General features: G+C 68.2%; 19 protein-coding genes, 1 pseudogene and 1 riboswitch. Of the genes and pseudogenes, 9 read left to right on the top strand and 11 right to left on the bottom strand.

Features of this window, described 5'->3' with window-relative positions; translation table 11 throughout:
- Positions 1 to 95 precede the first annotated feature (95 nt).
- Positions 96 to 1763: a substrate-binding domain-containing protein gene (locus AB0I19_RS02540; protein ID WP_357143594.1), complete on the top strand. Its 1668-nt coding sequence runs from the start codon at positions 96 to 98 to the stop codon at positions 1761 to 1763.
- Here AB0I19_RS02540 and AB0I19_RS02535 read toward each other — a convergent pair whose 3' ends face one another.
- Entirely contained in the window at positions 1764 to 2345 is a 582-nt protein-coding gene (locus AB0I19_RS02535; protein WP_357143592.1) for a helix-turn-helix domain-containing protein, read from the bottom strand.
- Positions 2346 to 2467: 122 nt separating this feature from the next.
- Here AB0I19_RS02535 and AB0I19_RS02530 point away from each other — a divergent pair, with 122 nt between their 5' ends.
- Together AB0I19_RS02530 and AB0I19_RS02525 are read left to right on the top strand one after the other, a co-directional pair.
- Positions 2468 to 4240, top strand: coding sequence for an ABC transporter ATP-binding protein (locus tag AB0I19_RS02530; RefSeq protein ID WP_357143590.1), 1773 nt, complete (start codon positions 2468 to 2470; stop codon positions 4238 to 4240).
- A complete protein-coding gene (locus AB0I19_RS02525; protein ID WP_357143588.1) occupies positions 4237 to 5952 on the top strand; it encodes an ABC transporter ATP-binding protein in 1716 nt (571 codons plus the stop codon). The genes AB0I19_RS02530 and AB0I19_RS02525 overlap by 4 nt, the downstream gene beginning before the upstream one ends.
- Positions 5953 to 6004: 52 nt before the next feature.
- Here AB0I19_RS02525 and AB0I19_RS02520 read toward each other — a convergent pair whose 3' ends face one another.
- Positions 6005 to 6853 carry a virginiamycin B lyase gene (locus AB0I19_RS02520; RefSeq protein WP_357143586.1) on the bottom strand — a complete coding sequence of 283 codons (849 nt, stop codon included), beginning with the start codon at positions 6851 to 6853 and terminating at the stop codon, positions 6005 to 6007.
- 157 nt (positions 6854 to 7010) lie between these two features.
- Positions 7011 to 9821 (bottom strand): aminomethyl-transferring glycine dehydrogenase, encoded by a 2811-nt coding sequence (gene gcvP, locus AB0I19_RS02515; protein ID WP_357143584.1) that lies wholly within the window; start codon positions 9819 to 9821, stop codon positions 7011 to 7013.
- 152 nt (positions 9822 to 9973) lie between these two features.
- Positions 9974 to 10073, bottom strand: a riboswitch (glycine riboswitch).
- A gap of 156 nt (positions 10074 to 10229) precedes the next feature.
- On the opposite strand from gcvP, the gene AB0I19_RS02510 reads away from it, so the two are divergent.
- The 5 genes from AB0I19_RS02510 to AB0I19_RS02490 all read left to right on the top strand — a co-directional run bounded on the left by AB0I19_RS02510 (position 10230) and on the right by AB0I19_RS02490 (position 16698).
- Positions 10230 to 11447: an acyl-CoA dehydrogenase family protein gene (locus tag AB0I19_RS02510; RefSeq protein WP_357143582.1), complete on the top strand. Its 1218-nt coding sequence runs from the start codon at positions 10230 to 10232 to the stop codon at positions 11445 to 11447.
- Positions 11444 to 12880: an LLM class flavin-dependent oxidoreductase gene (locus tag AB0I19_RS02505; RefSeq protein WP_357143581.1), complete on the top strand. Its 1437-nt coding sequence runs from the start codon at positions 11444 to 11446 to the stop codon at positions 12878 to 12880. The genes AB0I19_RS02510 and AB0I19_RS02505 overlap by 4 nt, the downstream gene beginning before the upstream one ends.
- 61 nt (positions 12881 to 12941) lie before the next feature.
- On the top strand, positions 12942 to 14324 hold the full coding sequence (locus tag AB0I19_RS02500; protein WP_357143579.1) for a styrene monooxygenase/indole monooxygenase family protein: 1383 nt from the start codon (positions 12942 to 12944) through the stop codon (positions 14322 to 14324).
- A gap of 29 nt (positions 14325 to 14353) precedes the next feature.
- A complete protein-coding gene (gene sfnG, locus AB0I19_RS02495; protein WP_181698871.1) occupies positions 14354 to 15469 on the top strand; it encodes a dimethylsulfone monooxygenase SfnG in 1116 nt (371 codons plus the stop codon).
- Positions 15469 to 16698 (top strand): SfnB family sulfur acquisition oxidoreductase, encoded by a 1230-nt coding sequence (locus tag AB0I19_RS02490; protein ID WP_357143577.1) that lies wholly within the window; start codon positions 15469 to 15471, stop codon positions 16696 to 16698. The genes sfnG and AB0I19_RS02490 overlap by 1 nt, the downstream gene beginning before the upstream one ends.
- A 43-nt stretch (positions 16699 to 16741) precedes the next feature.
- On the opposite strand, the gene AB0I19_RS02485 is transcribed toward AB0I19_RS02490, so the two are convergent.
- The 8 genes and pseudogenes from AB0I19_RS02485 to AB0I19_RS02450 form a co-directional block, all read right to left on the bottom strand.
- Complete coding sequence (locus tag AB0I19_RS02485) at positions 16742 to 18319, bottom strand: CocE/NonD family hydrolase (protein WP_357143575.1); 1578 nt, start codon at positions 18317 to 18319, stop codon at positions 16742 to 16744.
- A 222-nt stretch (positions 18320 to 18541) separates the two neighbouring features.
- Positions 18542 to 19165, bottom strand: a complete 624-nt coding sequence (locus AB0I19_RS02480; protein ID WP_357143573.1) for a helix-turn-helix domain-containing protein — start codon at positions 19163 to 19165, stop codon at positions 18542 to 18544.
- Positions 19166 to 19300: 135 nt separating this feature from the next.
- Positions 19301 to 19834: pseudogene (locus tag AB0I19_RS02475) on the bottom strand (MerR family transcriptional regulator); the annotation flags it as partial.
- A gap of 191 nt (positions 19835 to 20025) precedes the next feature.
- The gene (locus tag AB0I19_RS02470) at positions 20026 to 20499 is read right to left on the bottom strand and encodes a bifunctional nuclease family protein (RefSeq protein ID WP_067488679.1); all 474 of its coding nucleotides are present in this window, start codon (positions 20497 to 20499) and stop codon (positions 20026 to 20028) included.
- 100 nt (positions 20500 to 20599) lie between these two features.
- On the bottom strand, positions 20600 to 21355 hold the full coding sequence (locus tag AB0I19_RS02465; RefSeq protein ID WP_084476286.1) for a MerR family transcriptional regulator: 756 nt from the start codon (positions 21353 to 21355) through the stop codon (positions 20600 to 20602).
- Between the two features lie 70 nt (positions 21356 to 21425).
- A complete protein-coding gene (locus tag AB0I19_RS02460; protein WP_067488683.1) occupies positions 21426 to 21911 on the bottom strand; it encodes an FHA domain-containing protein in 486 nt (161 codons plus the stop codon).
- Between the two features lie 108 nt (positions 21912 to 22019).
- Positions 22020 to 22418 (bottom strand): glycine cleavage system protein GcvH, encoded by a 399-nt coding sequence (gene gcvH, locus AB0I19_RS02455; RefSeq protein ID WP_067488684.1) that lies wholly within the window; start codon positions 22416 to 22418, stop codon positions 22020 to 22022.
- A 42-nt stretch (positions 22419 to 22460) separates the two neighbouring features.
- Positions 22461 to 23096, bottom strand: a complete 636-nt coding sequence (locus AB0I19_RS02450) for a CDP-alcohol phosphatidyltransferase family protein (RefSeq protein WP_181698868.1) — start codon at positions 23094 to 23096, stop codon at positions 22461 to 22463.
- Between the two features lie 122 nt (positions 23097 to 23218).
- On the opposite strand from AB0I19_RS02450, the gene AB0I19_RS02445 reads away from it, so the two are divergent.
- Entirely contained in the window at positions 23219 to 24616 is a 1398-nt protein-coding gene (locus AB0I19_RS02445) for a DUF2252 domain-containing protein (RefSeq protein ID WP_357143570.1), read from the top strand.
- Positions 24617 to 24690: the final 74 nt, after the last annotated feature.

The raw sequence follows: 24690 nt of genomic DNA, 5'->3' as shown, positions 1-24690 counted from the left end.
TCGACCATGACGCCCGACCCTCGGCTGTGAGCTGCGACGATGCGCCGGGGGATGCGAGGTGCGCCGCCCCGTCGGTGAGTCCTTAAACTTGCCGCGTGGGTACACATCGCAGCGGGACCAGATCTCGACGTATCAGCAAAGGTCCGGTTATCGCGGCATCGGTGCTCGTGGTCGTACTAGTGGCTGTGTTCGCCTGGTTCCAGTTGCGCGATCGTGCCGCCGAATCCGATGTGGCCGCCGCGGCGGAATGTGTGGAGGGGCCCGCCGCCCTCGATGTCACCGTCGACCCGGCCGTGGCCGGTCCGGTGCGTGCGGCCGCGGAACGGTTCAACGCGACAAAGCCGCGCGTGCGTGACCACTGCGCGCGCGTCGAGGTGACGGCCCGGCCGTCGGCGGCGCTCGTCGGCGCGCTGGCCGACACCAGCACCTGGGAACCCGGCCTCGGCCCGAAGCCCGGTCTGTGGATCGCCGACTCGAGCCGTTCGATCGAGCTGGTCCGGGTGCCCGGCCTGATCGAGGGCACCCCGGCATCCATCGCGACCAGTCCTATCGTGCTCGCGGTGCCCGATCCGCTGCGGCAGGCACTCGAGCAGCACCAGATCACCTGGGCCGACCTGCCCCGATTGCAGCAGGGCTCGCTCGACGAGATCGGCTTGAACGGCTGGGGTGGACTGCGGATGGCGCTGCCCCCGGGTGACGCGACCACCGCGGCCGCCGCCGCGATCGGGTCGGCGGTGTCGGGCACCGACCCGCTCACCGAGCAGGCCGCCGCGTCCGGGCAGGTGGTGGCCGCCATTTCCGGCCTGGCCGCCGCTGCCGAAAAACCCGCCGACCTGACCACGGCGATGGCCGCGATCAGCGCGGATCCCGCCGCGAACGATATCCACGCGGTGGCCGCTACCGCTCAGCAACTGGGAACCGGTGGGCTCACGGCGTTCCGTCCGGCGGGCACCGCGCCGCTGACGGATTACCCGGCGGCGGTGCTGTCGGGTCCGTGGGTCGACAAGATCCAGAACCTCATCGCCTCGCGCTTCATCGACTTCCTGCGGGCACCCGAGCAGGCGGCCGCTTTCGCCGCCGACGGTTTCGGCCCGGCCATCGGTTCGGCGCCCGCGAATCCGGGGAAGGCAGCGCTCGAGAAGGTGCGCGCCACCATCGACAACCCGGTGCTCGGCGTGAATGCCACTGTGCTGCTCGATGTCTCGTCGTCCATGGGCACCACCGACGGCTCGATGACCCGCCTCGCCACGTCGGGCGCCGCGCTCGCCTCGACCCTGCAGGTGATGCCGCCCGACTTCGGGCTCGGCCTCTGGACGTTCGGCAAGAACCTCGACGGAACCAATCCCTACCAGGTGAACGTGGCCACCGGTCTGCTCACAGACACCCAGCGCAATGCCGTGGGATCGGCGGTCACCTCACTGAAGCCGAGCACGGTGGGTACCGACCAGGCGTATCCGAGTCTGCTCGCCGCCTACCGGGCGGCGGTGGCAAACTACTCCCCCGGCCGCACCAATTCGATTCTGCTCATCACCGACGGACCGGACGACGATTCCTCGCTGACCGGCGCCGACCTGCTCGCCCAGATCGCGGCGGCCAACCAGTCGGGTAAGCCGGTGCGGGTGGACATCATCGTGGTCGGCGGCGAAGGCACCCAGACCCTGCAGGAGTTGTCCGCGCAGACGGGCGGCACCTACACCCGCATGCCGACCAGCAACGATATCGGCTTCGGAACGGCCGTGGTCAAGGCACTGACCACCCCGTAGTCAGTCGCCCCAGACGGCCCGTAAAGGGTCGAGCGCCTCGTCCACATAGGCGGCGACGGGGCGGTCGCCGCCGTCGAGGAACCACTGTTCGAGCGCGGCGAGGTAGCCGAAGATGAGCGCGTTGGTCGCCACCTTGGCCTGCGCCTCGGTGAAACGGCCGGTCGAGGCGAGCAGCGGTGACAGCCGCTGGCTGGTGCGGTCGGCCGAGGCGTAGGCCGCGCGCCGGACCGAGGGTTCGGTGAAGTGATAGCGCAGGCTGCGCCGCCACGGGCCGGGTTCGGAGCCCGATTCGTTCGTGCCCGTGTCGTACTCGCGGACGGAGCGGATGAGGCTGCCGATCGGATCGTGCGGGTCGACGACCTTCGCCAGCTGTTCGTCGCTGAGGTTGTCGAACTCGTCGGCGACGATGATGCCCTCCTTTGTGCCGAAGAGCCGGTAGACCGTCGAGGGTGAGACCTCGGCCGCGGCGGCGATCTCCTCGATGGTGACCGCGGCGAAGCCCTTCGCGTCGAACAGGTCGAGGGCGCATTCCTGAACGGTGTGCATGGCGTTGAGCCGCCAGCGTTCGCGTAGTCCAGCCATGCGGCCAGATTATCAGGAAGTCACTGTCTGGTGACTGCCACTCTCATTCAGACATTGACTGTCTGTATCGACGCTCGTACAGTCGCTGTCTAGAGACAGTGACTTTCTGAATCGAGTGTGCGATGACGATGACAATCGAACGTCCCGAGGCGGAGTCGGTGACGCATTCCCCGCCGCCGACTCTTGCGACATCGGTCCGACCCCATGTCCCCGGCTTCGCCGTAGTGATGATCGCGCAGGTCATCGGCTCACTGGCCGGGCTGGCGCCGCTGCTCGCGGTGGTCGAGGTCGGCCGGGTGCTGTTGTCGGCCGGGCCGGTCGACCACGACCGGGTGTGGCTCGCGGTGGCGATCGGTGCGATCGGTCTGCTGGTGCGGCTGGTGTTCACCGGTACGGCGGCAGGACTCGGCCATGTTCTCGACGGCCGGGTGCAGCTGACGTTTCGGCGACAGCTCGCCGCCCAGTTGGGGCGCGTGCCGATCGGCTGGTTCTCGGGGCGCCGGACCGGTGAGCTGGCCAAGGTGGTCGGCGACGACGTGAGCGCGGTGCATCCGGTCCTCGCACACGCGCCGGGTGAGCTGGTGTCGGCGTTCGTGGTGCCACTGGTATCGCTGGCGTATCTGTGCACGGTGGACTGGCGGCTCACGCTCATCACGCTCGTCCCGGTCCTGCTCGCGCTCTTGCACGTGCCGCTGCTCCTGCTGCCGGCGAGGGAACGTGAACAGCGGGAGTTCGACGCCGCGATGGGTCGCATCGCCGATGCGGTGGTGGAGTTCGTGCAGGGCATCGCGGTGGTCAAGGCCTTCGGCGGTGGCGATCGGGCGCATCGGCGATTCCGCACGGCCGCAGACGAATTCGCCGATACGTTCCTGCGTTTCGTTCGCGGTCTCGCTCCCGTGGCCGCCGGGATGCAGCTGGCGTTGTCGCCGCCGTTCGTGCTGTTGGTGATTCTGAGCGGCGGCACCTTCCTGCTCACCCGTGGCGAGCTGGCCGCCGCCGATCTGCTGCCGTTCCTGCTGCTCGGGCTCGGTCTGACCGCGCCGGTCGCGGCGCTGCAACACGGTTTCGACGATCTGCAGGCGGCTGGTCACGCGATCGGCCGGATCAACGAGGTCCTCGCCGTGCGGCCACTGCCCGAACCCACGCGCCCCGTGGCTCCGCGCGGGCACCGGGTCGAGCTACGGGACGTGCGCTTCGGCTACGACGACCGGGAGGTGCTGCGCGGTATCGACCTGGTCCTCGAGCCGGGTACCGTCACCGCGCTGGTCGGACCGTCGGGCAGCGGCAAATCGACACTGGCGCAACTACTTCTGCGATTCTTCGACCCGAGTCACGGCAGCGTCGTTCTCGGTGGTGCCGATCTGCGCGATATCGGCAGCGATGGGCTCTACCGGTCGGTGTCGTTCGTCTTCCAGGATGTGCGACTGCTGCGCGCCTCGGTGGCCGACAATATCGCGGTCGCCGTGCCGCACGCCGACCGCGAACGAGTGATCGAGGCCGCCCGGCTGGCCGGGATCCACGAACGGATCCTCGACCTGCCGCACGGGTACGACACCGTTCTCGGCGAACAGGCCGGGCTGTCCGGCGGTGAGGCACAACGGCTTTCGCTCGCCCGTGCCCTGCTGGCCGACACCCCGGTACTGGTACTCGACGAGGCGACCGCCTTCGCCGACCCACAGACCGAGCGGGCATTGCGCCGTGCAATGGCGAACCTGCGCGGTGACCGCACGGTACTCGTCATCGCCCACCGACACGAAACCATCGCCGACGCCGACACCGTCGTCCTGCTGCGGGACGGCGTGATCGTCGAGCGCGGCGCACCCACCCGACTGCTGGCCGAGGGCGGCGCGTTCGCCGCGTTCTGGCGGGCCGAACAAGGAAGCGACTTGTCATGATCCGCACACTGTTACGGGTGCTCGGTCATCAGTACGCGGGTCCGGTTCGCCGGACCGTGGTGTTGATGAGTGTCACCGCCGTGCTCGAAGGGTTGTCCTACCTGCTGCTCGTTCCCGTGTTGCGTGAGCTGTTCGGTAGCGAACCCGCGCGGGCCTGGCCGTGGCTGATCGGGTTCGGGTGCGCGGTCGCGGTGTACGCCGTGCTGCGCTATGTCAGCGATCTGTCGGGATTCCGCTCGGGAACCACGCTGCTGCGCGGCACCTACCACCGCATCGGCGACCACCTCGCGCGGCTGCCGGTCGGCTGGTTCGGGCCGGACCGGGTGGGTGAGGTGTCGGTGCTGGCCAGCCGGGGCGTGCTCGAGGCGATGGGCGTGATCGCGCACCTGCTCAGCCCGTTCATCACCGCGACGTTGACGCCGGCGACCATCGTGGTGGTGATCGCGGTCTTCGATTGGCGGCTCGGACTGGCCGCGCTGGTCGCCGTCCCCCTGGTGGCCGCGGTGCAGATCCGGGCGAGTCGTGCGCTGGCGGCCACCGACGCCGAACGCCACGCCCGCGACCACGAGGCGGCGGGCCGCGTCATCGAATACCTGCGGGCCCAGCCGGTGCTGCGCGCCGGTGGCCGAAGCACCGAGCGGTTCGGTCTGCTCGACGATGCGCTGCGGGAGCTCCAGCGGGCCACTCATCGCTCGGTGCGCACCGCGCTGCCGGGGATGGTCGGTCTCACGCTCGTCGTCCAGACCATGTTCACCGTGCTGCTCGCGCTCGGCGCCTACCTCGCCCTCGGCGGCCGAATCGGCGCGGCCGAACTGCTGGCGATCCTGGTGCTCGCCGCCCGTTGCGCCGAACCATTGCTGTCACTGGCCGATCTGGGTGGCAAACTGCGCAGCGCGCACTCCCAGCTCACCCGGCTGGACGACCTGCTCAGCACCGAACCGCTTCCCGAACCACGCGATCCGGTCCGACCGCTCCGCCACGATCTCGAGTTCGATGCCGTGGGCTTCGCGCGCGACGGGCACACCGTGCTGGACGGGCTGACGTTCCAGGTGCCGCAGGGTCAGCGGTTCGCGATCGTCGGGCCTTCCGGCGCCGGGAAATCCACGGTGCTTCAATTGCTCGCCCGTTTCCACGATGTCGACGCGGGCGCGGTACGCATCGGCGGTGTCGACGTGCGCGACATCGACACCGCCACCCTGATGTCGTCCATCGCCATCGTCTTCCAGGATGTGTACCTGTTCGACGGCACGATCGAGGACAACATCCGCCTCGGCCGACCCGACGCCACCGACACCGAGGTGCGGGCGGCGGCGACCGCTGCCGGACTGGACGAGGTGGTCGACCGTCTGCCCGGTGGCTGGTCCGCCGCCGTCGGCGAGGGCGGCGCACTGCTGTCGGGCGGTGAGCGCCAACGTGTTTCGATCGCCCGTGCCCTCCTGAAGGACGCCCCCATCGTCCTGCTCGACGAAGTCACCTCGGCGCTTGACCCCGCCAACGAAGCAGCCGTCCACCGGGGCATCGAACGCCTGATGGCCGGACGAACAGTCATCGTCGTCGCCCACCGCTTGCGCACGGTCCGAACCGCCGACCGCGTCCTGTTCCTCGACAAGGGTGGCGTGGTAGAGGAGGGCACCCACCCCGAACTCATCGAAACGGGCGGGCGCTACTCGGAGTTCGTCGAAATCACCGACGCCACGGTCGCGACGAATTGATGATCGCAGGGACACCCCGCGTCCTGTGACAACGAGTGTCCCCGCGCGTCATCTATGGTGCGACCTCGACCAGAGCACCGGATTCCATGGCCACCCAGAGGTGGCCGGTGGAATCCACCGTGAGTCCGTGCGGTTCGGCGCCGGGGAGGGTCAGGTGGTCGATCTTGCCGTCGGTGTCGATCCGGCCGAGGTTTCCGCTGGCCCATTCGGTGAACCAGAGCGCACCGTCGGGTCCTGTGACGATTGCGTGCGGGCGTGAATCACGGTCCGGCAGAGCGTATTCGGTGACCGTACCCGCGCTGTCGATTCGCCCGATCGCGCCGACGCCGATCTCGGTGAACCACACCGCACCGTCCGGGCCTGCGGCGATGCCGACCGGGGCCGCCGACGGGGTGGGCAGGGGGTGCAGGGTCACCGTGAGGTCGGTGTCGATGCGGCCGATCGCGTTGCCCTGGTTCACCGTGAACCAGACCGCACCGTCGGAGCCCGCGGTGATCATCGACGGCATTCCGTCGACCGCGACCCCCTCGATCCCGCCGTCGCCCGCGATCCGGCCGACCCGACCGGCCTGCAATTCGGTGAACCACATCCCGCCGGGCCCCGCGCAGACACCGTAGGGGCCGTCCATCGTCAGACTGGTCACCGCGCCGTCGAGGGTGATCCGGCACAGCCGGCCACCGTGGAACTCGGTGAACCACAAGGCGTCATCGTCCCCCGCCACGATCACCGTGGGCTGTCCGCCGACCGGGTCGAGGGCGAAGGTCTCGACCTGCCCCTCGGCATACCGCCCGATGGCGCTCTGGGTCACCAAGGTGAACCACAACGCACCGTCCGGTCCGATGGTCACCCCGTACGGTGCTCCGGCTACCTCGATCTCGCGCACTATCTCGCCGATACTCAACGATTCGATCCCCTCCTGGTCATGGGAACATGGCCGCCCCATCCGCCACCGTACCGACCGCCGCCACCCAGGGCAGCCCGCCGGGTGCCCGAATTCCGGGCCGTGAACGAATCCGGGCCCCGCCGAACAGCATCGGCGGGGCCCGGATCGGCGGGGATCAGTCCTGGTACGCGTCGAGCGGCGGGCAGGAGCAGACGAGATTGCGGTCGCCGAACGCGCCATCGATGCGGCGCACGGCAGGCCAGATCTTCGGCCGGGCATGTCCCACACCGCGCGGGTAGACAGCGGTTTCACGGCTGTAGGGGTGGTCCCACTCGCCGACGAGGCAGGCCGCGGTGTGCGGTGCGCCGCGCAGCGGGTTGTCGGTGACGGGCCAGACACCGGCGGCGACCTGGTCGATCTCGCCGCGGATGGCGATCATGGCGTCGATGAAGGCGTCGAGTTCCTCGAGGTTCTCGCTCTCGGTCGGCTCGACCATGAGCGTGCCCGCCACTGGGAAACTCATGGTCGGTGCGTGGAAACCGTAGTCCGCCAGGCGCTTGGCCACATCGTCGACGGTGACACCGGTCTGCTTGGTGATCTCGCGCAGATCCAGGATGCACTCGTGGGCGACCATCCCGTTCTCCCCGGTGTAGAGCACCGGGAAGTAGGCGTCGAGGCGGCGCGCGATGTAGTTGGCCGACGCGATGGCCGTCAGCGTGGCCGCGCGCAGTCCCTCGGCACCCATCATCCGGATGTAGGCCCAGGTGATCGGGAGAATCGACGCCGAACCGTAGTTGGCGGCCGACACCGCGTGCGAACCGTTCTCGAGCGGATCACCGGGCAGGTACTGCGCCAGGTGCGAGCGCACCGCCACCGGGCCCACGCCCGGACCGCCACCACCGTGCGGGATGCAGAAGGTCTTGTGCAGGTTCAGGTGGCTCACGTCGCCGCCGAACCGCCCTGGACGGGCAAGTCCGACAAGGGCATTCAGGTTCGCACCGTCCACGTACACCTGACCGCCCGCGTCGTGCACCAGCGCGCACAGCTCGGCGACCTCGTGCTCGTACACGCCGTGGGTGGACGGGTAGGTGATCATGATGCAGGCCAGCCGCTCGGCGTGGTCGGCGATCTTGGCGCGCAGGTCGTCGAGGTCGATATCGCCGTTCTCGCGGCACTTCACCACCTCGACCCGCATGCCGACCATGGCCGCCGAGGCGGCGTTGGTGCCGTGCGCGCTCGACGGGATCAGGCAGGTGTCGCGGTGGTCGTCGCCGCGGTCGAGGTGGTAGCGGCGGATCGCGAGCAGTCCCGCGTACTCACCCTGGCTACCGGCGTTGGGCTGCAAGCTCACCGCGTCGTAGCCGGTGATCTCGCACAGCCACTGCTCGAGGTCGGCGACGAGCTTGCGGATGCCCGGCGAGTCCTCGGTGGGGGCGAAGGGGTGCAGCCGGGCGAAACCGGGCCAGGTGATGGCCTCCATCTCGGCGGTCGCGTTGAGCTTCATGGTGCACGAACCGAGCGGGATCATGCTGCGGTCCAGGGCGATGTCCTTGTCCGAGAGCGAACGCAGGTAGCGCAGCATGGCGGTCTCGGTGTGGTGGCGGGTGAACGCCGGATGCGTCAGGTATTCGGACGTGCGGGTCTCGATGCCGACCGGTTCCGCGCCCGCGCCGGACTCGGGAGTCAGTGCGGTGCCGAAGGATTCGACGACGGCGGCGACATGGGCTTCGGTGGTCGCCTCGTCACAGGCGATGGAGACGTGGTCGGCGTCGACCAGTCGCAGGTTGATCCCCTTCGACTTCGCCTTGGCCACAACGGCTTCCGCACCACCGGGCACGTGCGCGAGCACCGTGTCGAAGAACGCGCCGTGCACCACCGCACCGCCGAGACCGGTCGCGACGGCGGCGGCGTGCTCGTGCACCCGGCGCGCGATGGCCCGCAGTCCGTTGGCACCGTGGTAGCTCGCGTACATGGCGGCGACGATGGCCAGCAGCACCTGGGCGGTACAGATGTTGGAGGTGGCCTTCTCGCGGCGGATGTGCTGCTCACGGGTCTGCAGCGCCAGGCGGTAGGCCGGGGCGCCGTCGGCGTCGACCGACACACCGACCAGGCGCCCCGGCAATTGACGGGCGAACGCGGTGCGCACGGCCAGGTACCCGGCGTGCGGGCCACCGAAGCCCATGGGGACACCGAAACGCTGGGTGGTCCCGAAGCACACGTCGGCGCCCTGTTCGCCGGGCGGGGTCACCAGGGTCATCGCCAGCAGGTCGGCACCGGCGGCGACAAGCGCGCCACGCTCGTGGGCGGCGGTGAACACCTCGCTCCAGTCGACGATGCGGCCCGACGCGCCGGGGGTCTGCACGATCACGCCGAAGAAGTCGCCCTCGGGCAGCACCCCGGTGGACAGGTCGGCCTCGACGAGTTCGATGCCGAGCGGCTCGGCGCGGGTGCCGATGATGGTCTTGGTCTGCGGGAACAGGTCGGTGTCGAGCAGCAGGCGGTTCGACTTGGACTTGCCCGCGCGACGCAGCAACGTCATCGCCTCGGCGGCGGCGGTCGCCTCGTCGAGCATCGACGCGTTGGCCACGTCCATGCCGGTCAGGTCCGACACCATGGTCTGGAAGTTGAGCAGCGCCTCGAGCCTGCCCTGGCTGATCTCGGGCTGGTACGGGGTGTAGGCGGTGTACCAGGCGGGGTTCTCGAGCAGGTTGCGCACCAGCACGGGCGGGGTGAGCGTGTCGTAGTAGCCGAGCCCGATCATCGAGGTGGCGACGGTGTTGGCCTGGGCCAGGCCGGCCAGCTCGGCGAGTACCTCGTGTTCGCTCGCGGGCGCGGGCAGCGCGGCGAGCCCGGACTCGTCGAGGATGGTGGCGGGCAACGCCGTGGTCGCGAGCGCGTCGACGGACTCGACACCGATGGTCGCGAGGATCCGGGCGAGTTCGTCGGAATCGGGTCCGATGTGGCGGTCGGCGAACGAACGGGTCACGGCAGCTCCAGGTCGGGCGGGTCGGCCTCGTGGCCGACGGGTACCAGCCCTCCCCCTCTGTCTGTGCGCCTGAGAGATTCGGTAGCCGGTCGGAACCGTGCCCCTTTCCCCGTGGGCGGGCAGCCGGATGCCACCGCTTTCCAGAGGCGTCGAATCACCGCGCGGTCCCTGTTGCCTGAGAGATTGACGGGGAGGTGCTGCTCCTTCGGCGCCCGGACTCTTGCGATCCCAGGACTCTCCCGCACGACGGCGACGCACCTCCGAGTCTAGAGGCAGCAAACCCCCGGTCGCGCCACCAGGGGCCCGCCGGGGGTGTAGTGCTCGTCACTCCCCCACCATCGGGGAGACGTTTCGATCCCCCTGCGCGCAACCGGTGAATCCGGCGGCCCGCTGCGCGATCGTGTCGGCATGACTTCCACCACCGCATCCGCGATCACAGATTCCGAGCTCGATGCCGTCTTCGCCCCGATCTTCGACCGGATCGCCGCCGGTGCGGTGGCGAGAGAGATCGACCGGCGATTGCCGTTCGACGAGGTCGGCTGGCTGAAGGAGGCCCGGTTCGGTGCCCTGCGGGTACCGGTCGAGTTCGGTGGCTACGGTGCGAGCGTGCGTCAGCTGTTCCGGCTGCTCATCGACCTTGCGGCCGCCGAGTCGAACCTGCCGCAGGCGCTGCGGGTGCACTGGTCGTTCGTGGAGGATCAGCGGCTGGCCGAGCCCGGCCCGCAGCGGGAGCGATGGTTGCGGGCGGTGGCCGCAGGGACGCTGGTCGGTAACGCGATCACCGAACCCGGGGTGGGCGCCGTCGACCGGTATCGCACCCGGCTGACCGAGGACGGCGACCGGCTGCTCCTGAACGGGTTGAAGTACTACAGCACCGGTTCGCTGTTCGCCGATCACATCCTGGTCGCCGCCGATCGTGACGGTGAGCGCCTCGGTGTGCTGGTCGACGCGAACGCCGAGGGGGTGGTGCAGCACGACGACTGGGACGGTTTCGGGCAGCGGCTCACCGCCAGCGGCACCACCGAGTTCACCGATGTCGAGGTGGCACCCGATCGCGTCCTCGGGCCCGGCTACGGTGTCGCGGGCCCCACGTACGGCACTGCCTACCTGCAATTGGTGCAGCTCGCGGTGCTCGCCGGGATCGCCGCTCGCGCCGAGCGCGATGCGAGGGAATGGGTGAGCGCGCGCACCCGCACCTACACGCACGCCTCGGCGGATCTGCCGCGCGAGGACCCCCTCGTCCAGCAGGTGATCGGCAAATTGTCGGCGGCGGCGTTTACCGCGCGCGCGACCGTGCTGGCCGTCGCGGACATCCTCGACCGGGTCCTCGACGCCGGGGCGAAGGATCACGGTGACCTCGCCGCCGCCGAATTGGCCGCCGCGCAAGCACAACTCGGGGTGATCGATATCGTCCTGGCCGCCACGACCCAGCTGTTCGAGCTCGGTGGCGCGTCCATCGTGTCCGAACAACTGCGCCTGGACCGGCACTGGCGCAACGCGCGCACCGTCTCCGTGCACAATCCGGCGATCTTCAAAGCCCGCGCGGTCGGTGACCACCTGCTCAACGGCACCGAGTTGCCGTTCGGTTGGAGCGCTGGCGAGCGCCGCACGGAGGTGACGCGATGAGCAGGCCGATCCGCTTCAACGCGTTCGACATGAACTGCGTGGCCCACCAGTCACCGGGACTGTGGCGTCATCCGCAGGACCAGTCCCACCGCTACACCGATATCGGGTACTGGACCGAGCTGGCGAAACTCCTGGAACGCGGGCGGTTCGACGGCATCTTCATCGCCGATGTCCTCGGCACCTACGACGTGTACGGCGGCGACGACACCGCCGCGCTGCGCCAGGGTGCGCAGACCCCGGTCGCCGATCCGCTGCTGCTGGTGTCGGCGATGGCGGCGGTGACCGAGCATTTGGGCTTCGGCATCACCACCGGCACCGGGTTCGAGCATCCGTTCCCGTTCGCGCGCCGCATGTCGACCCTCGACCACCTCACGCGCGGGCGCCTCGGCTGGAATGTGGTGACGGGCTATCTGCCCTCGGCGGCAAGGAATTTCGGTGACGCCGATCAGCTCGATCACGACGAACGCTACGACCGGGCCGACGAGTACCTCGAGGTGCTCTACAAGCTCTGGGAGGGCTCGTGGGAGGACGAAGCGGTGATCCGCGATGCCGATCGCGGCATCTACACCGACCCGGCTAAGGTGCACCACATCGGTCACTACGGCAAGCACTACACCGTGCCCGGAATCCACGTGTCGGAGCCGTCACCGCAGCGCACACCGGTGATCTATCAGGCGGGCGCCTCACCGCGCGGGGTACAGTTCGCGGCCGAGAACGCCGAGGCGATCTTCATCGCAGGTCCCTCCAAACGCGTACTGGCCCAGACCGTTTCGCGAGTTCGCGACGCGTTGGAGGCGGCGGGACGTGGGCGGTACGAGGCCAGGATCTACGCGCTGGCCACCATCATCACCGATGAGACGGACGAGGCTGCACGGGCCATACACGAGGAATACCTGTCCTACGCGAGCGTCGAGGGCGGGCTGGTGTTCATGTCCGGCTGGATGGGAATCGACCTGTCGCGATACGACCTGGACGACCCGATCGGCGAAGTGCACAGCAACGCTATCCAGTCCGCGGTGGCGGCATTCCAGGAATTCGACGACGACGGCCGCGAATGGACCGTGCGCGACATCGGGCGCTGGGCGGGTATCGGCGGCATGGGGCCGGTGTTCACCGGTTCCGGCGAAACGGTCGCCGACCTGCTGCAGGAGTGGGTCGCCGACACCGATCTCGACGGGTTCAACTTCGCCTACGCCATCACCCCCGGCACGTTCGAGGACATCGTGAACCATGTCGTTCCGGTGCTGACCCAACGCGGCGTGTACCGCACCGAATACGAGCCGGGGACCTTGCGCAACGCCCTCTTCGGGGCCGGAGATCGGCTGCCCACCCACCATCGGGGTGCCAGGTATCGCGTCGGTGGTCCGCGATCCACCGTGCTGCCGCACGCGGTGTCACGGCCGGGGTCGGTGAACGCCCCGGCGGGCGCGTAGAAATGAATTCGCGCTGATCGCAACACTCTTCATCGGGTGCAGGTCAGCGCAGTATTCCGGTATGACATCGCAGACTCCCGCTTCCCGCTCCACTCGTTCGGCCGCGGTAATCGGCGCCGGCCAAACCGGCGTCACTGCGGCGCTAGGACTACTCGACGCCGGTTTCACCGTCACCCTCTACAGCGACCGAGATCAACGCGCACTGCGCGACGAGGTGCCCGCCACCGGCACCGCCCTCGAATTCGGCGAAACCCAACAGGCCGAAGCCGCGCTCGGGCTCGACAGCTACACCGGCCGCGCACCCCGCCACACCGGACTCAGTGTCCGCATCGCGGGACCGGAGAACGCCGAACTGATCGCGTTCGACGGCACCTTCGACGGGTACGTCGGGGTCGCGGTCGACACCCGCCTCAAGGCCGACGAACGACTCACCGCCTTCCGTGCGCGCGGCGGCGAGTTCGTCGTCGACAACGTCACCCCGCAGTCACTGGACGCGATCGCCGCCGCCAACGACCTCACCCTGGTCGCCACCGGTCGCGGCGGATTGTCCGACCTCTTCCCGATCGACACCACCCGCACCGTCTACGACAAGCCGCAACGCTCGCTGCTCACTGTCACCGTGACCGGTCTCGGCTACGACTCCGGCGTGTTCGCCCACCGCGGCCCGGCCGGTGGTGCGCACAGCCTGTTCTCCATCCTGGCCGAGCAGGGCGAAGCGTGGTGGGGGCCGTACCTGCACAAGGATGTGGGTCCGAGCTGGGCGTTCCTCGGTTGGGCGCGTCCCGGTAGCGACTGGGAGACCCGATTCGCCGCGGCCGATTCCGCCGAGTCGGCGTTGCGCATCGTGAAGGACCTCTACCGCGACTACATCGACTGGGATCTGCCGGAGGTCGAGGCCACCCAGGTGATTGCCGAAGACCCGCACTCCTGGCTCAAAGGCGCGGTGCGTCCGGTCGTGCGGGCGGGTGTGGGACGCACGGAGGGTGGTCACCCGGTCGCCGCCCTCGGCGATACCGCGGTCGCCTACGACCCGGTCGCCGGGCAGGGCGCGCAAAGCGGACTGATCCAGGCACAGCGCCTCGTCGCGGCCGCCGCGGTGCACGACGGGCCCTTCGACGAACAGTGGATCGGCGAGCAGTACGCCGCGTACCTGGCCGCCCGCAGCGATGCCGCCGCCAAGGTGACCCGGCTGTTCCTCAGCGACCCCGAGTTCGCCGACATCGGCGGTCAGTTCTTCGCCACCGCCGCCGTCGACCCGCGCTTCGCCTCGGCGCTGGTCGGGCTGCTGCACCGACCGCAGCCGTTCCTCGCCATCGACACCCCCGAGGACGCCGCCGCCTACATCACCCAAGTCACCGGTGTGGACGCGGGCGAGTTGCTGGCGAAGTTCGCACCGGCGGGCCGCTTCGCACGGTCGACGTTCGCACCGGTCGCCGTCGGATAGACCCATTCCCCACGACCTCTGGAGCAGCTATGACAACCGAGCGGATCACCGATCAGATCCAGTTCGCCTACTGGGTGCCGAATGTGAGCGGTGGCCTCGTCACCAGCGATATCGAACAGCGCACCAGCTGGGATTACGAGTACAACAAGAAGCTCGCGCAGACCGCCGAACGCAACGGCTTCGACTACGCCCTCTCGCAGGTGCGCTACACCGCCTCCTACGGTGCCGAATTCCAGCACGAATCCACCTCCTTCAGCCTGGCACTGTTGCTGGCCACCGAACGGCTGAAGGTGATCGCCGCCATTCACCCCGGGCTGTGGCATCCGGCGGTGCTCGCGAAATTCGGCGCGACCGCCGATCACCTCTCGAACGGCCGGTTCGCGATCAATGTGGTGTCAGGGTGGTTCGCGGGCGAATTCCAGGCGCTCGGCGAGCCGTGGCTCGAGCACGACGAACGGTACCGGCGCAGCGGCGAATTCCTCGAGGTGATCCGCAAGATCTGGACCGAGGACGAGGTGAACTACGGCGGCGACTTCTACCGCATTCGCGATTTCACCTTGAAGCCGAAACCGCTGAACACCCCGGAGCGGCCCAATCCCGAACTGTTCCAGGGCGGTAATTCGACGGCTGCCCGGCGCAACGGCGGCCGCTATGCCGACTGGTATTTCTCCAACGGCAAGGATTTCGACGGCGTCACCGAACAGCTCGACGACCTACGAGCCGTCGCCCGGGAGAACGATCGTGAGGTGAAATTCGGGCTCAACGGGTTCATCATCGCCCGCGACACCGAGAAGGAAGCGCGCGATACGTTGCGCGAGATCATCGAGAAGGCGAACAAGCCCGCGGTCGAGGGTTTCCGCGACGCGGTGCAGCAGGCGGGTGCGTCAACCAGCGACCGCAAGGGTATGTGGGCGGATTCGTCGTTCGAGGATCTCGTGCAGTACAACGACGGATTCCGCACGCAGCTGATCGGCACACCCGAGCAGGTGGCCGAACGGATCGTCGCCTATCGCGACCTCGGGGTGGACCTGATTCTCGGCGGATTCCTGCATTTCCAGGAGGACATCGAGTACTTCGGTGCGAAGGTGCTGCCGTTGGTTCGTGAACTCGAGGCGGCCCGGGTTCCCGCGACGGTGGTCGGCTGATGACCGCGGCCACCGCCCAGCTCATCACCTCCGCCGACCAGGCCGTGACCGTCGCGGCCGAACTCGCCCGCGAGTTCGCGCCCGGCGCCGCCGCCCGTGATCGCGACCGCGAGTTGCCCTACGCGCAGCTGGATCGGCTAGCGTCCTCGGGTCTGCTCGCGATCACGGTTCCCGCCGAATTCGGTGGGGCCGATCTGGCGCCGAGCGTGGTCACGGAAGTGGTGCGGCTGTTGGCGGTGGCCGATCCGAACATCGCGCAGATCCCACACAGTCATTTCGTCTATCTGAATCTGTTGCGACTGGCCGGCACGGAGGGACAGCGACGCGAATACTTTCGAGCGGTGCTCGACGGTACGCGCATCGCCAATGCCCAGTCCGAGCGCGGTGGCCGGACCATCACCGATATCTCGACCACGCTGCGTCCGGTGGACGACGAATTCCGGATCGACGGCACGAAATACTATTGCACCGGCTCGTTGTTCGCGGATCTGCTCGCCGTGCTGACCCGGCTCGACGACCCGGACGCGCGCAGCGGCCTGCCCGCGGGCGAATACATCGCCTACCTACCGGCCCGAACGCCGGGCGTCCGGATCGTGGACGACTGGAACGGCCTCGGCCAGCGCACCACCGGCAGCGGCACCGTCGAATTGGACGATGTACGGGTGCGCGCCGAGCAGCTCGTCCCCCGGGCGAAAGCCCTCGCCGGACCCACCGCCTACGGCGCGTACGCCCAGCTCCTGCACGCCGCGATAGATACGGGTATCGCACGCGGAGCTCTCACCGCCGCAACGGAATTCGTGCGTGAACACGCTCGGCCGTGGTTCGAGGCCGGCGTCGACCGTGCCATCGACGACCCGTTGCTGATCCAGCGATTCGGTGAGTTGGTGGTGACGGTGGCGACGGCCGAAGCGACCCTGACCGCTGCGGCGACCGCCGTCGATTCGGCGATCCGAGCACCGCTCTCGGGCACCGACGAACAGACCGCGGCCGGTCAGGCGTCCCTCGCCGTCGCGACGGCCAAGATCGTCGCCGACCGCGCGGCCGTGGACGTGTCGAGCGCACTGTTCGAGGTGAGCGGAACCCGCAGTGCCGCAGCGGATCTCAACCTGCACCATTTCTGGCGCAATGCCAGAACCCATACCCTGCACGACCCGGTTCGCTGGAAGTACCACCATCTCGGCCGCGCCCTCCTCCACAACAGTCTGCCGCCCGCCCACGGCACCTTCTGACTGCTCGACCGGCGCCGCGGACAGTGGGCGACGTCACCAGCCGCTATTCCCCCGCAGCGAGCGGCAGGCCGAGGCTGGTGACGGCGACCGAGATATCGCGTGGCGCGAGTCCATGGCGGAAACCCTGGGCCGTCCCCGCCGCCTCGACCCGGACGCGGTGACCCGGCTCGAAACGGTGCACGGCAGCGGGCACCGTGACCTCGACGGAGGCGTCGGTGCCGACGCGCGTGGGGACGGTGTTGCCGACGCGTGTCGCGGTGCCGTCGGGGGCGAGGTCGTACACGGTCACGAACAGCACCGGAGCCTCCGCAGCGGTCGCCGACGCGGCCCCGGACACCGTCAGGGCCACTCGCGGCGCCCCTACCTGCACGAGGGTGTCGGTGAGCGGCTCACTGGTCCAGGAGGCCGCCGCCTCGGGGGTGGCACCCGGGCCCGAACGGAGGGGTAGAACACCGCCGCCGAGCGGAAGGTCGGTGAGAGCAGCCGCCTGATCGAGGCTGGGCGCGGTGGCGTACGCCGGTTCGGCGTTGCCCTCGTAGGAGACCCAGTCGCGGAACCAGGAGAATTCCGGCGCCGGCGCCGACTGCTCGTCTTCGAGGTGGCGGTCGAACCAATCCATGTAGCGCGAAACCAGGTAGTCGGTGTCGCGGTTCGGTGCCAGTTCGTCCAGCTCGCCGGGAATCGCCTCGGCGCCGTGTCCGCGGAAGTGCCAGATCATGTTCACTTCGACCCCGCGCTGCTTCAACCCGCGGTAAGTGGCGGTGGCCTCCTGCAGGTCGAACAAGGAATCCTGTTGTGCCTGCATCAGCAGCACCGGCACCCGCACCTTGTCGATGTACCGGGCGACCGAGGTCGACTGCAAATACTCGGTTTCCTCGACCCCGGCATAACCCTGGGCGAGCGAGACACCCAGTGCGGCGCACACCGGGTCGGCGAAATTGGGGCACGGGAGTATCCGCGACGGATCTGCGAGGTAACCCTCGAGTCCGGGAGACAACACCCCGATGGCCGCGAGGCCGACCACCCATGCGGATTTGGTTGCGCCGGTTCCTCCTTTGCCGCGGGCGGCGGGGCCGACAGCACCGTCGGGCGACAGGGAGTAACTCAGATCGTTCCAGGTGATCATCGGCACGATGGTGTCGATGCGCGGGTCGGTCGCCGCGGCGGCGAATTGCACTGCGCCACCGTAGGATCCGCCCAGCATTCCGACCCGTGGGTCGTGGGCGAGCGTTTCACCGGAGGTGCTCTGCCGGTCGGTTCGGATGAAGTCGACAGCGGCTGCCGGCTTTTTCAATGCGGGATCGGTATACGCGATTCCCGTCGCGCCGCCTAGGAAACTCACCAATTGCTGCGCGGCACGGCCATCCCATTCGGGATTGTCGAGACCGACCGTACAGGTCGACTCTCCGAATCCCAGACCTGAATACATCAGAGCGGCATAGCCTTGCTCGGCGAGCATCGTGCCGGTTCCCGACAGGCCCTCCTTGGACAGTCCGAAGCCGTTGGTCGAAAGAACGGCCGGGACCGGCTGTGCCGACGAGGCGCTGGACGGACGGTACAGGTCACCCTCGATCACGCACTTTTCGGCGCCGTCGGGACCGGTGGCGATGTCGAACCACACCGGGGTGATGCTGACGTCGCCGGATGCAGTGTTCGCAACTCCCGGGGCCGCCATAGCGGACAAAGCCAACACCGCGACCGCGGTCAGCGCCCTCGTAAAATGAATCCACTCGAATTTCACGTGCCATTCCCGCCTCGTGCTCACAACAAGATCGGACGAGTGTGGCACAGGCGGTGATCGAAAAGCAAAGCTGGCTTACAAAGCGTTAAGTAAGCTCGTAGTTCAGGCTCCCGGGACCGAAATCCCGAATTGGTTGGCGAGCATGCGGGTGAACGTCCGCATTCCCGCGACCATGTCGAAGGTGTCGTCCAGCAGCCACAGATGTTCCAACCCGACGAGGGTGGCGATGATCAGATCAGCCATGTCGGTGATGTCGTCCCGCTCGACGGCCGACACCTCACCGTCACCCAGAGCGCGGTCGGCCACCACCTCCGCAGCGGCACGCAATCGATCCAGTCGCAGGCGCGACCATTTCGCCGCCAACTCCGAACCGTCGCCGGGAGCGAGCGCGCACAGGTGCTCCAAACGGATGACCGCGCGATCGTGCACGTTCTCCTCGACGGTGTGCACCATGAGTTCGAGCGCGTCGGCCAGGCTGAGATCCTCGTAACTGATCTCCTGCTCGTCTGCTACGAGTCTTCCTCGGTCTTCCAACACCGCGGTCAGCAATGTCTGCTTGTCCGGAAAATGGTGCAGGACACCGGGTGCGGACAGTCCGGCCGCCTTCGCGACAGCGGTGATCGAGGTTCCCGCATAGCCCCGTTCGGAGAACTGCTCGAGCGCTGCCTTCAGGATCCGTGTGCGAGTCTCGCGGCCGGCTTGGTCGGAGACCAAGGTACGTGCCATCTCGCGCCCCCTTTCTCGTCGTCGCGGCCGCACAATCGTACTGGCGGCCGCACACCAGGCCGCCGGCCTGTCGAACATTCGGTAGGCGGGCCAGATGACGAGCTCGGCGTCGTGGCGCCGACAGGGCAGCGCGAGCTAGCCCGTCTTGCGGTTTTCCCTGGCCTTGCGCCGGTAGGACAGTTCGTCCTCCGGGCGGTCGGTGATGGCGGTGGCTCGTTCGGCGGGGAAGTCCGCGATGGCGCCGGTCAGTTCCCGCATGGCGCCGCTGACCGCGATTCCGAAGACGCCCTGCCCGCCCTGCAGTAAATCGACGACTTCCTCGGGTGAGGTGCATTCGTACACCGAGGTGCCGTCGGAGAACAGGGTGATCCCGGCCAGATCGCCCACGCCACGACTGCGCAGGTGATCGACGGCGATCCGGATGTTCTGTAAAGAGATGCCCGCGTCCAGCAGGCGCTTCACGATCTTGAGGACAAGGATGTCCTTGAACGAGTACAGCCGCTGGCTCCCCGATCCCGCCGCGCCCCGGATCGACGGGACGACCAACCCGGTCCGCGCCCAGTAGTCGAGCTGACGGTAGGTGATTCCCGCGACCTGACACGCGCTCGGCACCCGGTAACCGACCAGATCATCCGGAACCGAGTCGTCCGGGAACAAGCCAGGCTGCACTACATCCTGCGTTTGCTCTTCCACTGACCGCTCCTTGCTCTGCCGACGTTCTCGAGTACCGGAGTCACGACGGATGTTGCCCGACTTTCGAGGTTACTCCTGTCATTGTCGGACCCATACGGTCATCAGACCAAGCACCGTGAGCGGCGATTCCCTCGACCTCTACTTCAGGGTCAGAAAATAGTCCGGCCCTAGCTGTCGGTCGCCTTGAAATCGTCGGGAGACACCGAGTCGAGGAACTCCTTGAACTTCTCGACCTCGTCCTCGCGCTCGTCGGGCATCACCAGCCCGGCCTCGGCGAGCACCGGCTCCTCGGCGAAGATCGGGCATCCCACGCGCAACGCGATGGCCACCGAGTCCGACGGTCTGGCCGAGACCCGCAGGTCGCCGTCGAAGACCAGATCGGCGTAGAAGGTGCCCTCCTGCAGATCGACGATCCGCACTTCCTTGAGGGTGTGTCCGAGTTCGGTGATGAGAATCTTGATCAGATCGTGGGTGAGCGGACGGATGGGGGTGACCCCTTCCTGCTCGAGCACGATCGCGGTGGCCTCGGCCTGCCCGATCCAGATCGGCAGATACCGCTCGCCCGCCGCCTCCCGCAGCAGCAGCACGGGCTGGTTCTGTGGCTGCTCGACACGGATGCCGATAACGCGCATCTCACTCATGCGACTGTCCTGCCTCCCATACTCGCCGCCGACGGCACGACCGCTGCCCCGCCCGGTATCACGAGTCTAGGCGAATCCGGCCACCCGGCGCTCGCGCGCGTCAGCTACCCAACGCGTTGCGCACTGCGGCTTTCACCAGTGCCGCATGCAGGTTCAATGACAACGCCGCCAGTTCGCGAACTGTTTCCTCGGCGCGGGCCCGCGCGTCGGCGTCGCGGCTCTTCGCGATCGGTGCGGCGATCTGGGCGACCAGCGCCGCCTCCCGGTCGGCAGCCAGCTTGAACGCACGCAGATGCCGTGCCTCCAAACCGAATTCGGCCATCGCCTTGGCCGCGCGCGCCAACGTCACCGCGTCGGCTTCGAAGAACCCACCCGCCCCGGGGACGATGAGTCCGGCGCGGAGCAGGTCGTCGAGGAAACGCTCCTCGATGCCCGCCTTGGCGAGCAGATCGGCGCGGGTGAGCCGCACCGCGACATCGAAACGTAATTCTTCGGGCGTGATCTCCCCCGGAACGACACCGAGGCGGCGCGGCGCGGCGGGCGCGTCGTCCTCGGTGTACTCCTTGACGCCACGCAGGGAGTGCGCGCGGGCTCGCGCCTCACGCACACCCAACGTCGCAGCACCGCTGTCGATCGCTTCCAACTGCTCCTTGATCACCTTCAACGGCAGGTACTGATCGCGCTGTGCGGTGAGCACGAAGCGCAGCCGTTCGTAGTCGGCCACCGAGAACCGCCGGTATCCCGACGGTGTCCGTTCCGGCCGGATCAGGCCCTCCGATTCGAGGAACCTGATCTTGGAGATGGTGATGTCGGGAAAATCTGGTCGCAGCAGGTCGAGCACGGAGCCGATCGACATCCCTCCGCGCGCCCACTGCGCCGCCCCGGTCACAGCACTGCGCCCTTCGCGAGCACCAGCACCGGACGGGTCATCGCGAACCCGCGCCCGTCGACGACTCGGTGGCCTGCGCGCGCGGCCCCGTCAGGAAGACAAGCCGGAACTTGCCGATCTGGACTTCGTCGCCGTTCTGCAGCTCCGAGGAGTCCACCGGCTCCCGGTTGACGTAGGTGCCGTTGAGGCTGCCCACATCCACCACCTGGAACGAGTCGTCGTCCTGCCGGAACTCGGCGTGCCGACGGCTGACGGTGACGTCGTCGAGAAAGATGTCACTGTCGGGGTGGCGACCGGCCGACGTGGTCGGCTGGTCGAGCAGAAAGCGCGAACCCGCGTTCGGGCCTCGCTTGACCACCAGGAGGGCGGCACCGACCGGCAGGCCCTCGACGCCCTGCACCGGCTGTTCGCCGGCCGGCTCTCCGGAGCGCGACGAATCGACCTCGTTGAGGAAATCCGCGCGGAAGACCGATGTCGTCTCGGCCGCGGTCTCCCCGTAACCCGGGTCCCTGTTCTCGCTCACCGTTTCTCTCCTCCTCGAACCTGATTATCCATGCAAGCAGGTGCTGTCTTCGGCATTGACCGTACCCTGCCGGGGCGTGCCCGTGCAGGGAGAACTGTGAAGGCTGCGTCAGCCCCCGATAACTCCTTGATAACCCGCCGCATCCAGCAGTTCGGCGAGCGCCGCGTCCAGGCTCGCCGCGTCGTCGAAGGCGAGCTCGAACAACCAGCCCGCCTCGTAGGGGTCGCTGTTGAGCGTCTCCGGGGCCTGGACCAGATCCTCGTTCACCGCAACGACTTTGCCGCTGAGCGGGGCGTAGATGTCGGACACGCTCTTGGTCGATTCGACCTCGGCGATGCTCTCGCCCGCCGTGACGTCGGCGTCGGCGTCGGGCAGTTGGACGAACACCACGTCACCGAGCTGTGACTGGGCGTAGTCGGTGATACCGACACGGACCGCTGTGGGGCTGGTCCGCCGCACCCATTCGTGCTCCTCGGTGTAGTGCAGATCCTCAGGGGTCCGGGTCACAGGACGTCCTTTCGTCGTGAACGTTGCACGCAACAGTAACGGCTAGCTCCCTCGGTGCGGCACAGGCGGTATCGATCGTGCGACCGCGACCGCCAGACCCGCGTAGAGCACCCCGGTCCACACGTACAGTGCGGTGCCCCAGATCAACAGTGCCCAACCGAAGGCCCAGCCGAAACCCGCCCCCGCCCAGTCCATTTCCCCGGTGAGCAGCCACGGCAGGCCCGACATCAGCGCGAACGTCGCCGCTTTGCCCAGGTAGATCACTTCCGGCGCGGGCAGCTCACGCCGTTTGTACACCGACAGGGTCACGGTGAGAACAAGGTCGCGAGCGATCAAGATCACTGCCAGCCACCACGGAATCAGGTCGCGCAGGACGAAGGCGGCCAGTGTCGTCAACAGATACAGGCGGTCGACGAACGGGTCGAGCAGGGCGCCCAGGCGCGAGGACTGATCGAGCAGTCTGGCCAGTTTGCCGTCGAGGAAATCGGTGAAGCCGCTGGCGATCAGCAGGGCGAAAGCCCAGCCGTCGGCGTGTTCGACCAGCATCAACCACAGGAAGACGGGGATGCCGATGAGGCGAAGCACGCTCAGGGCGTTGGGCACGGTCAGGATGCGGTCGCTGAACACGCCACCGCCGTCGGTGTCGCTCGTGCCAGGCGTTCCCGATTCGGTTGCCACGCCCCTGCATACCGCACCGACCCCCCGACGCGCCATCCGGCCACGCCGAAACCCACCCCCATTTCGCGGCAGCTGAGCGGTCGTGGCCCTGTCCGTCCGCCGAACCGCTAACCTCGACAGTCGTGTCCGACAGTGGTATCGATCTGCGCTCCTCCATCTCTCCCGAGCAGGCCCGCGCCCGTGGCCGTGCCGCCGCCGCGAAGGTGCCGGTGACCGAGCGCGATCGTCCGGCCGAGAGCCCCGACCGACCGGGGGTGCTCGAGTTCGTCGAGGCCAGCAATCAGGGCAGGCTGGAACACCTGATCCCGTTGCGCATCGGCAGGATGGCGGCCTCGCCGTTCAGCTTCTTCCGCGGTGCGGCTGGCCTGATGGCCGCCGATCTCGCGGCCGGTCCGGACAGCGGTCTGCCCGCCCAGATCTGTGGCGACGCGCACGCCGCCAACTTCGGCCTCTACGGCACCCAGCGCGGCGAGATCGTGATGGATATCAACGATTTCGACGAGACGATTCTCGGGCCGTGGGAATGGGATCTCGAACGCCTCGCCGCGAGCCTCGTCCTGGCCGGGCGCGAGAGCGGTGCCGACGCCGACGACTGCCTGCGCGCCGCCCGCGACGCCGCGGCCTCCTACCGCCGGACCGTCGCAGGCCTCGCCGAGCTGCCGTTCCTGCAGTCCTGGACCGATCTGCACGACGAGTCGATTCTCACCAAGGCCAAGGCCCAGGACCTGCACGACGACTTCAAGAAGGCCGCCAAGAAGGCGCGCAAGAACACCAGCGCGAAAGTGGTCGCGAAACTCACCGAGCACATCGACGATCACGAGACCGGCATCCGCAGGCACTGCTTCATCAGCGACCCGCCGGTCCTCACCCCGGCCGACGAGCACGTCCGCGAGGCGGTGATCGACGGGCTGGAACGCTACGCCGGCACCATCCGGGAATCGCGGCGCACGCTGCTGTCGCGGTTCGTGGTCTCCGATGTCGCGTTCCGGATCGTCGGCACCGGCAGCGTGGGCCTGCACAGTTACGTGGTGCTGCTGCACGGCAACGACGGCGAGTCGCTGGTGCTGCAGGCCAAACAGGCGAGGCCGTCCGCGCTGGCGCCGTTCCTTCCGGCGACCACGCACCGGCACGAGGGCGAACGCATCGTCGCCGGGGCGCGCAGCGTGCAGTCCGACACCGACATCCTGCTCGGCTGGACGACCGTCGAGTTCGACACGCCACTGCCGTTCATCGTGCGTCAGTTCCGCAACTTCAAGGGTGCCATCGCCCCGACCGAGTTGTCCGCCGACGATCTCGACGACTACGGCAGGCTGGCGGGCGCCCTGCTGGCGCGGGCGCACGCGCGCTCGCTCGATCCGCGCACGCTGGCCGGATACCTGGACGGCGACGGTGCCGACGACGACCGCTTCGAGGAGGCCGTGGCACGCTTCGCGGTGCGCTACGCCGACCGCACCGAAGCCGATCACGCGCAGCTCGTCGCCGCCGTCGAGGCCGGCAAGATCGCCGCCGAGCCCAGCTGAGCCGCGCGGCGCCGACCAGGCACCGGCCGCATCCTGACCGGCATCGGCACGCCGGCGAGCTACGATGTACGCCA

This window comes from Nocardia sp. NPDC050413 (genome assembly GCF_040655475.1).
GTDB lineage: Bacteria > Actinomycetota > Actinomycetes > Mycobacteriales > Mycobacteriaceae > Nocardia > Nocardia coubleae.
Note: the sequence above shows the minus strand (reverse complement) of the source record. Positions and strands in the feature narration are given on the sequence as shown.

Excerpts from the sequence above, each read along its gene's own strand:
- AB0I19_RS02535 (WP_357143592.1), bottom strand. The coding sequence starts at position 2,345 with ATGGCTGGACTACGCGAACGCTGGCGGCTCAACGCCATGCACACCGTT.
- AB0I19_RS02530 (WP_357143590.1), top strand. The coding sequence starts at position 2,468 with ATGACGATGACAATCGAACGTCCCGAGGCGGAGTCGGTGACGCATTCC.
- AB0I19_RS02525 (WP_357143588.1), top strand. The coding sequence starts at position 4,237 with ATGATCCGCACACTGTTACGGGTGCTCGGTCATCAGTACGCGGGTCCG.
- AB0I19_RS02510 (WP_357143582.1), top strand. The coding sequence starts at position 10,230 with ATGACTTCCACCACCGCATCCGCGATCACAGATTCCGAGCTCGATGCC.
- AB0I19_RS02505 (WP_357143581.1), top strand. The coding sequence starts at position 11,444 with ATGAGCAGGCCGATCCGCTTCAACGCGTTCGACATGAACTGCGTGGCC.
- AB0I19_RS02500 (WP_357143579.1), top strand. The coding sequence starts at position 12,942 with ATGACATCGCAGACTCCCGCTTCCCGCTCCACTCGTTCGGCCGCGGTA.
- sfnG (WP_181698871.1), top strand. The coding sequence starts at position 14,354 with ATGACAACCGAGCGGATCACCGATCAGATCCAGTTCGCCTACTGGGTG.
- AB0I19_RS02490 (WP_357143577.1), top strand. The coding sequence starts at position 15,469 with ATGACCGCGGCCACCGCCCAGCTCATCACCTCCGCCGACCAGGCCGTG.
- AB0I19_RS02480 (WP_357143573.1), bottom strand. The coding sequence starts at position 19,165 with ATGGCACGTACCTTGGTCTCCGACCAAGCCGGCCGCGAGACTCGCACA.
- AB0I19_RS02470 (WP_067488679.1), bottom strand. The coding sequence starts at position 20,499 with ATGAGTGAGATGCGCGTTATCGGCATCCGTGTCGAGCAGCCACAGAAC.
- AB0I19_RS02465 (WP_084476286.1), bottom strand. The coding sequence starts at position 21,355 with ATGTCGATCGGCTCCGTGCTCGACCTGCTGCGACCAGATTTTCCCGAC.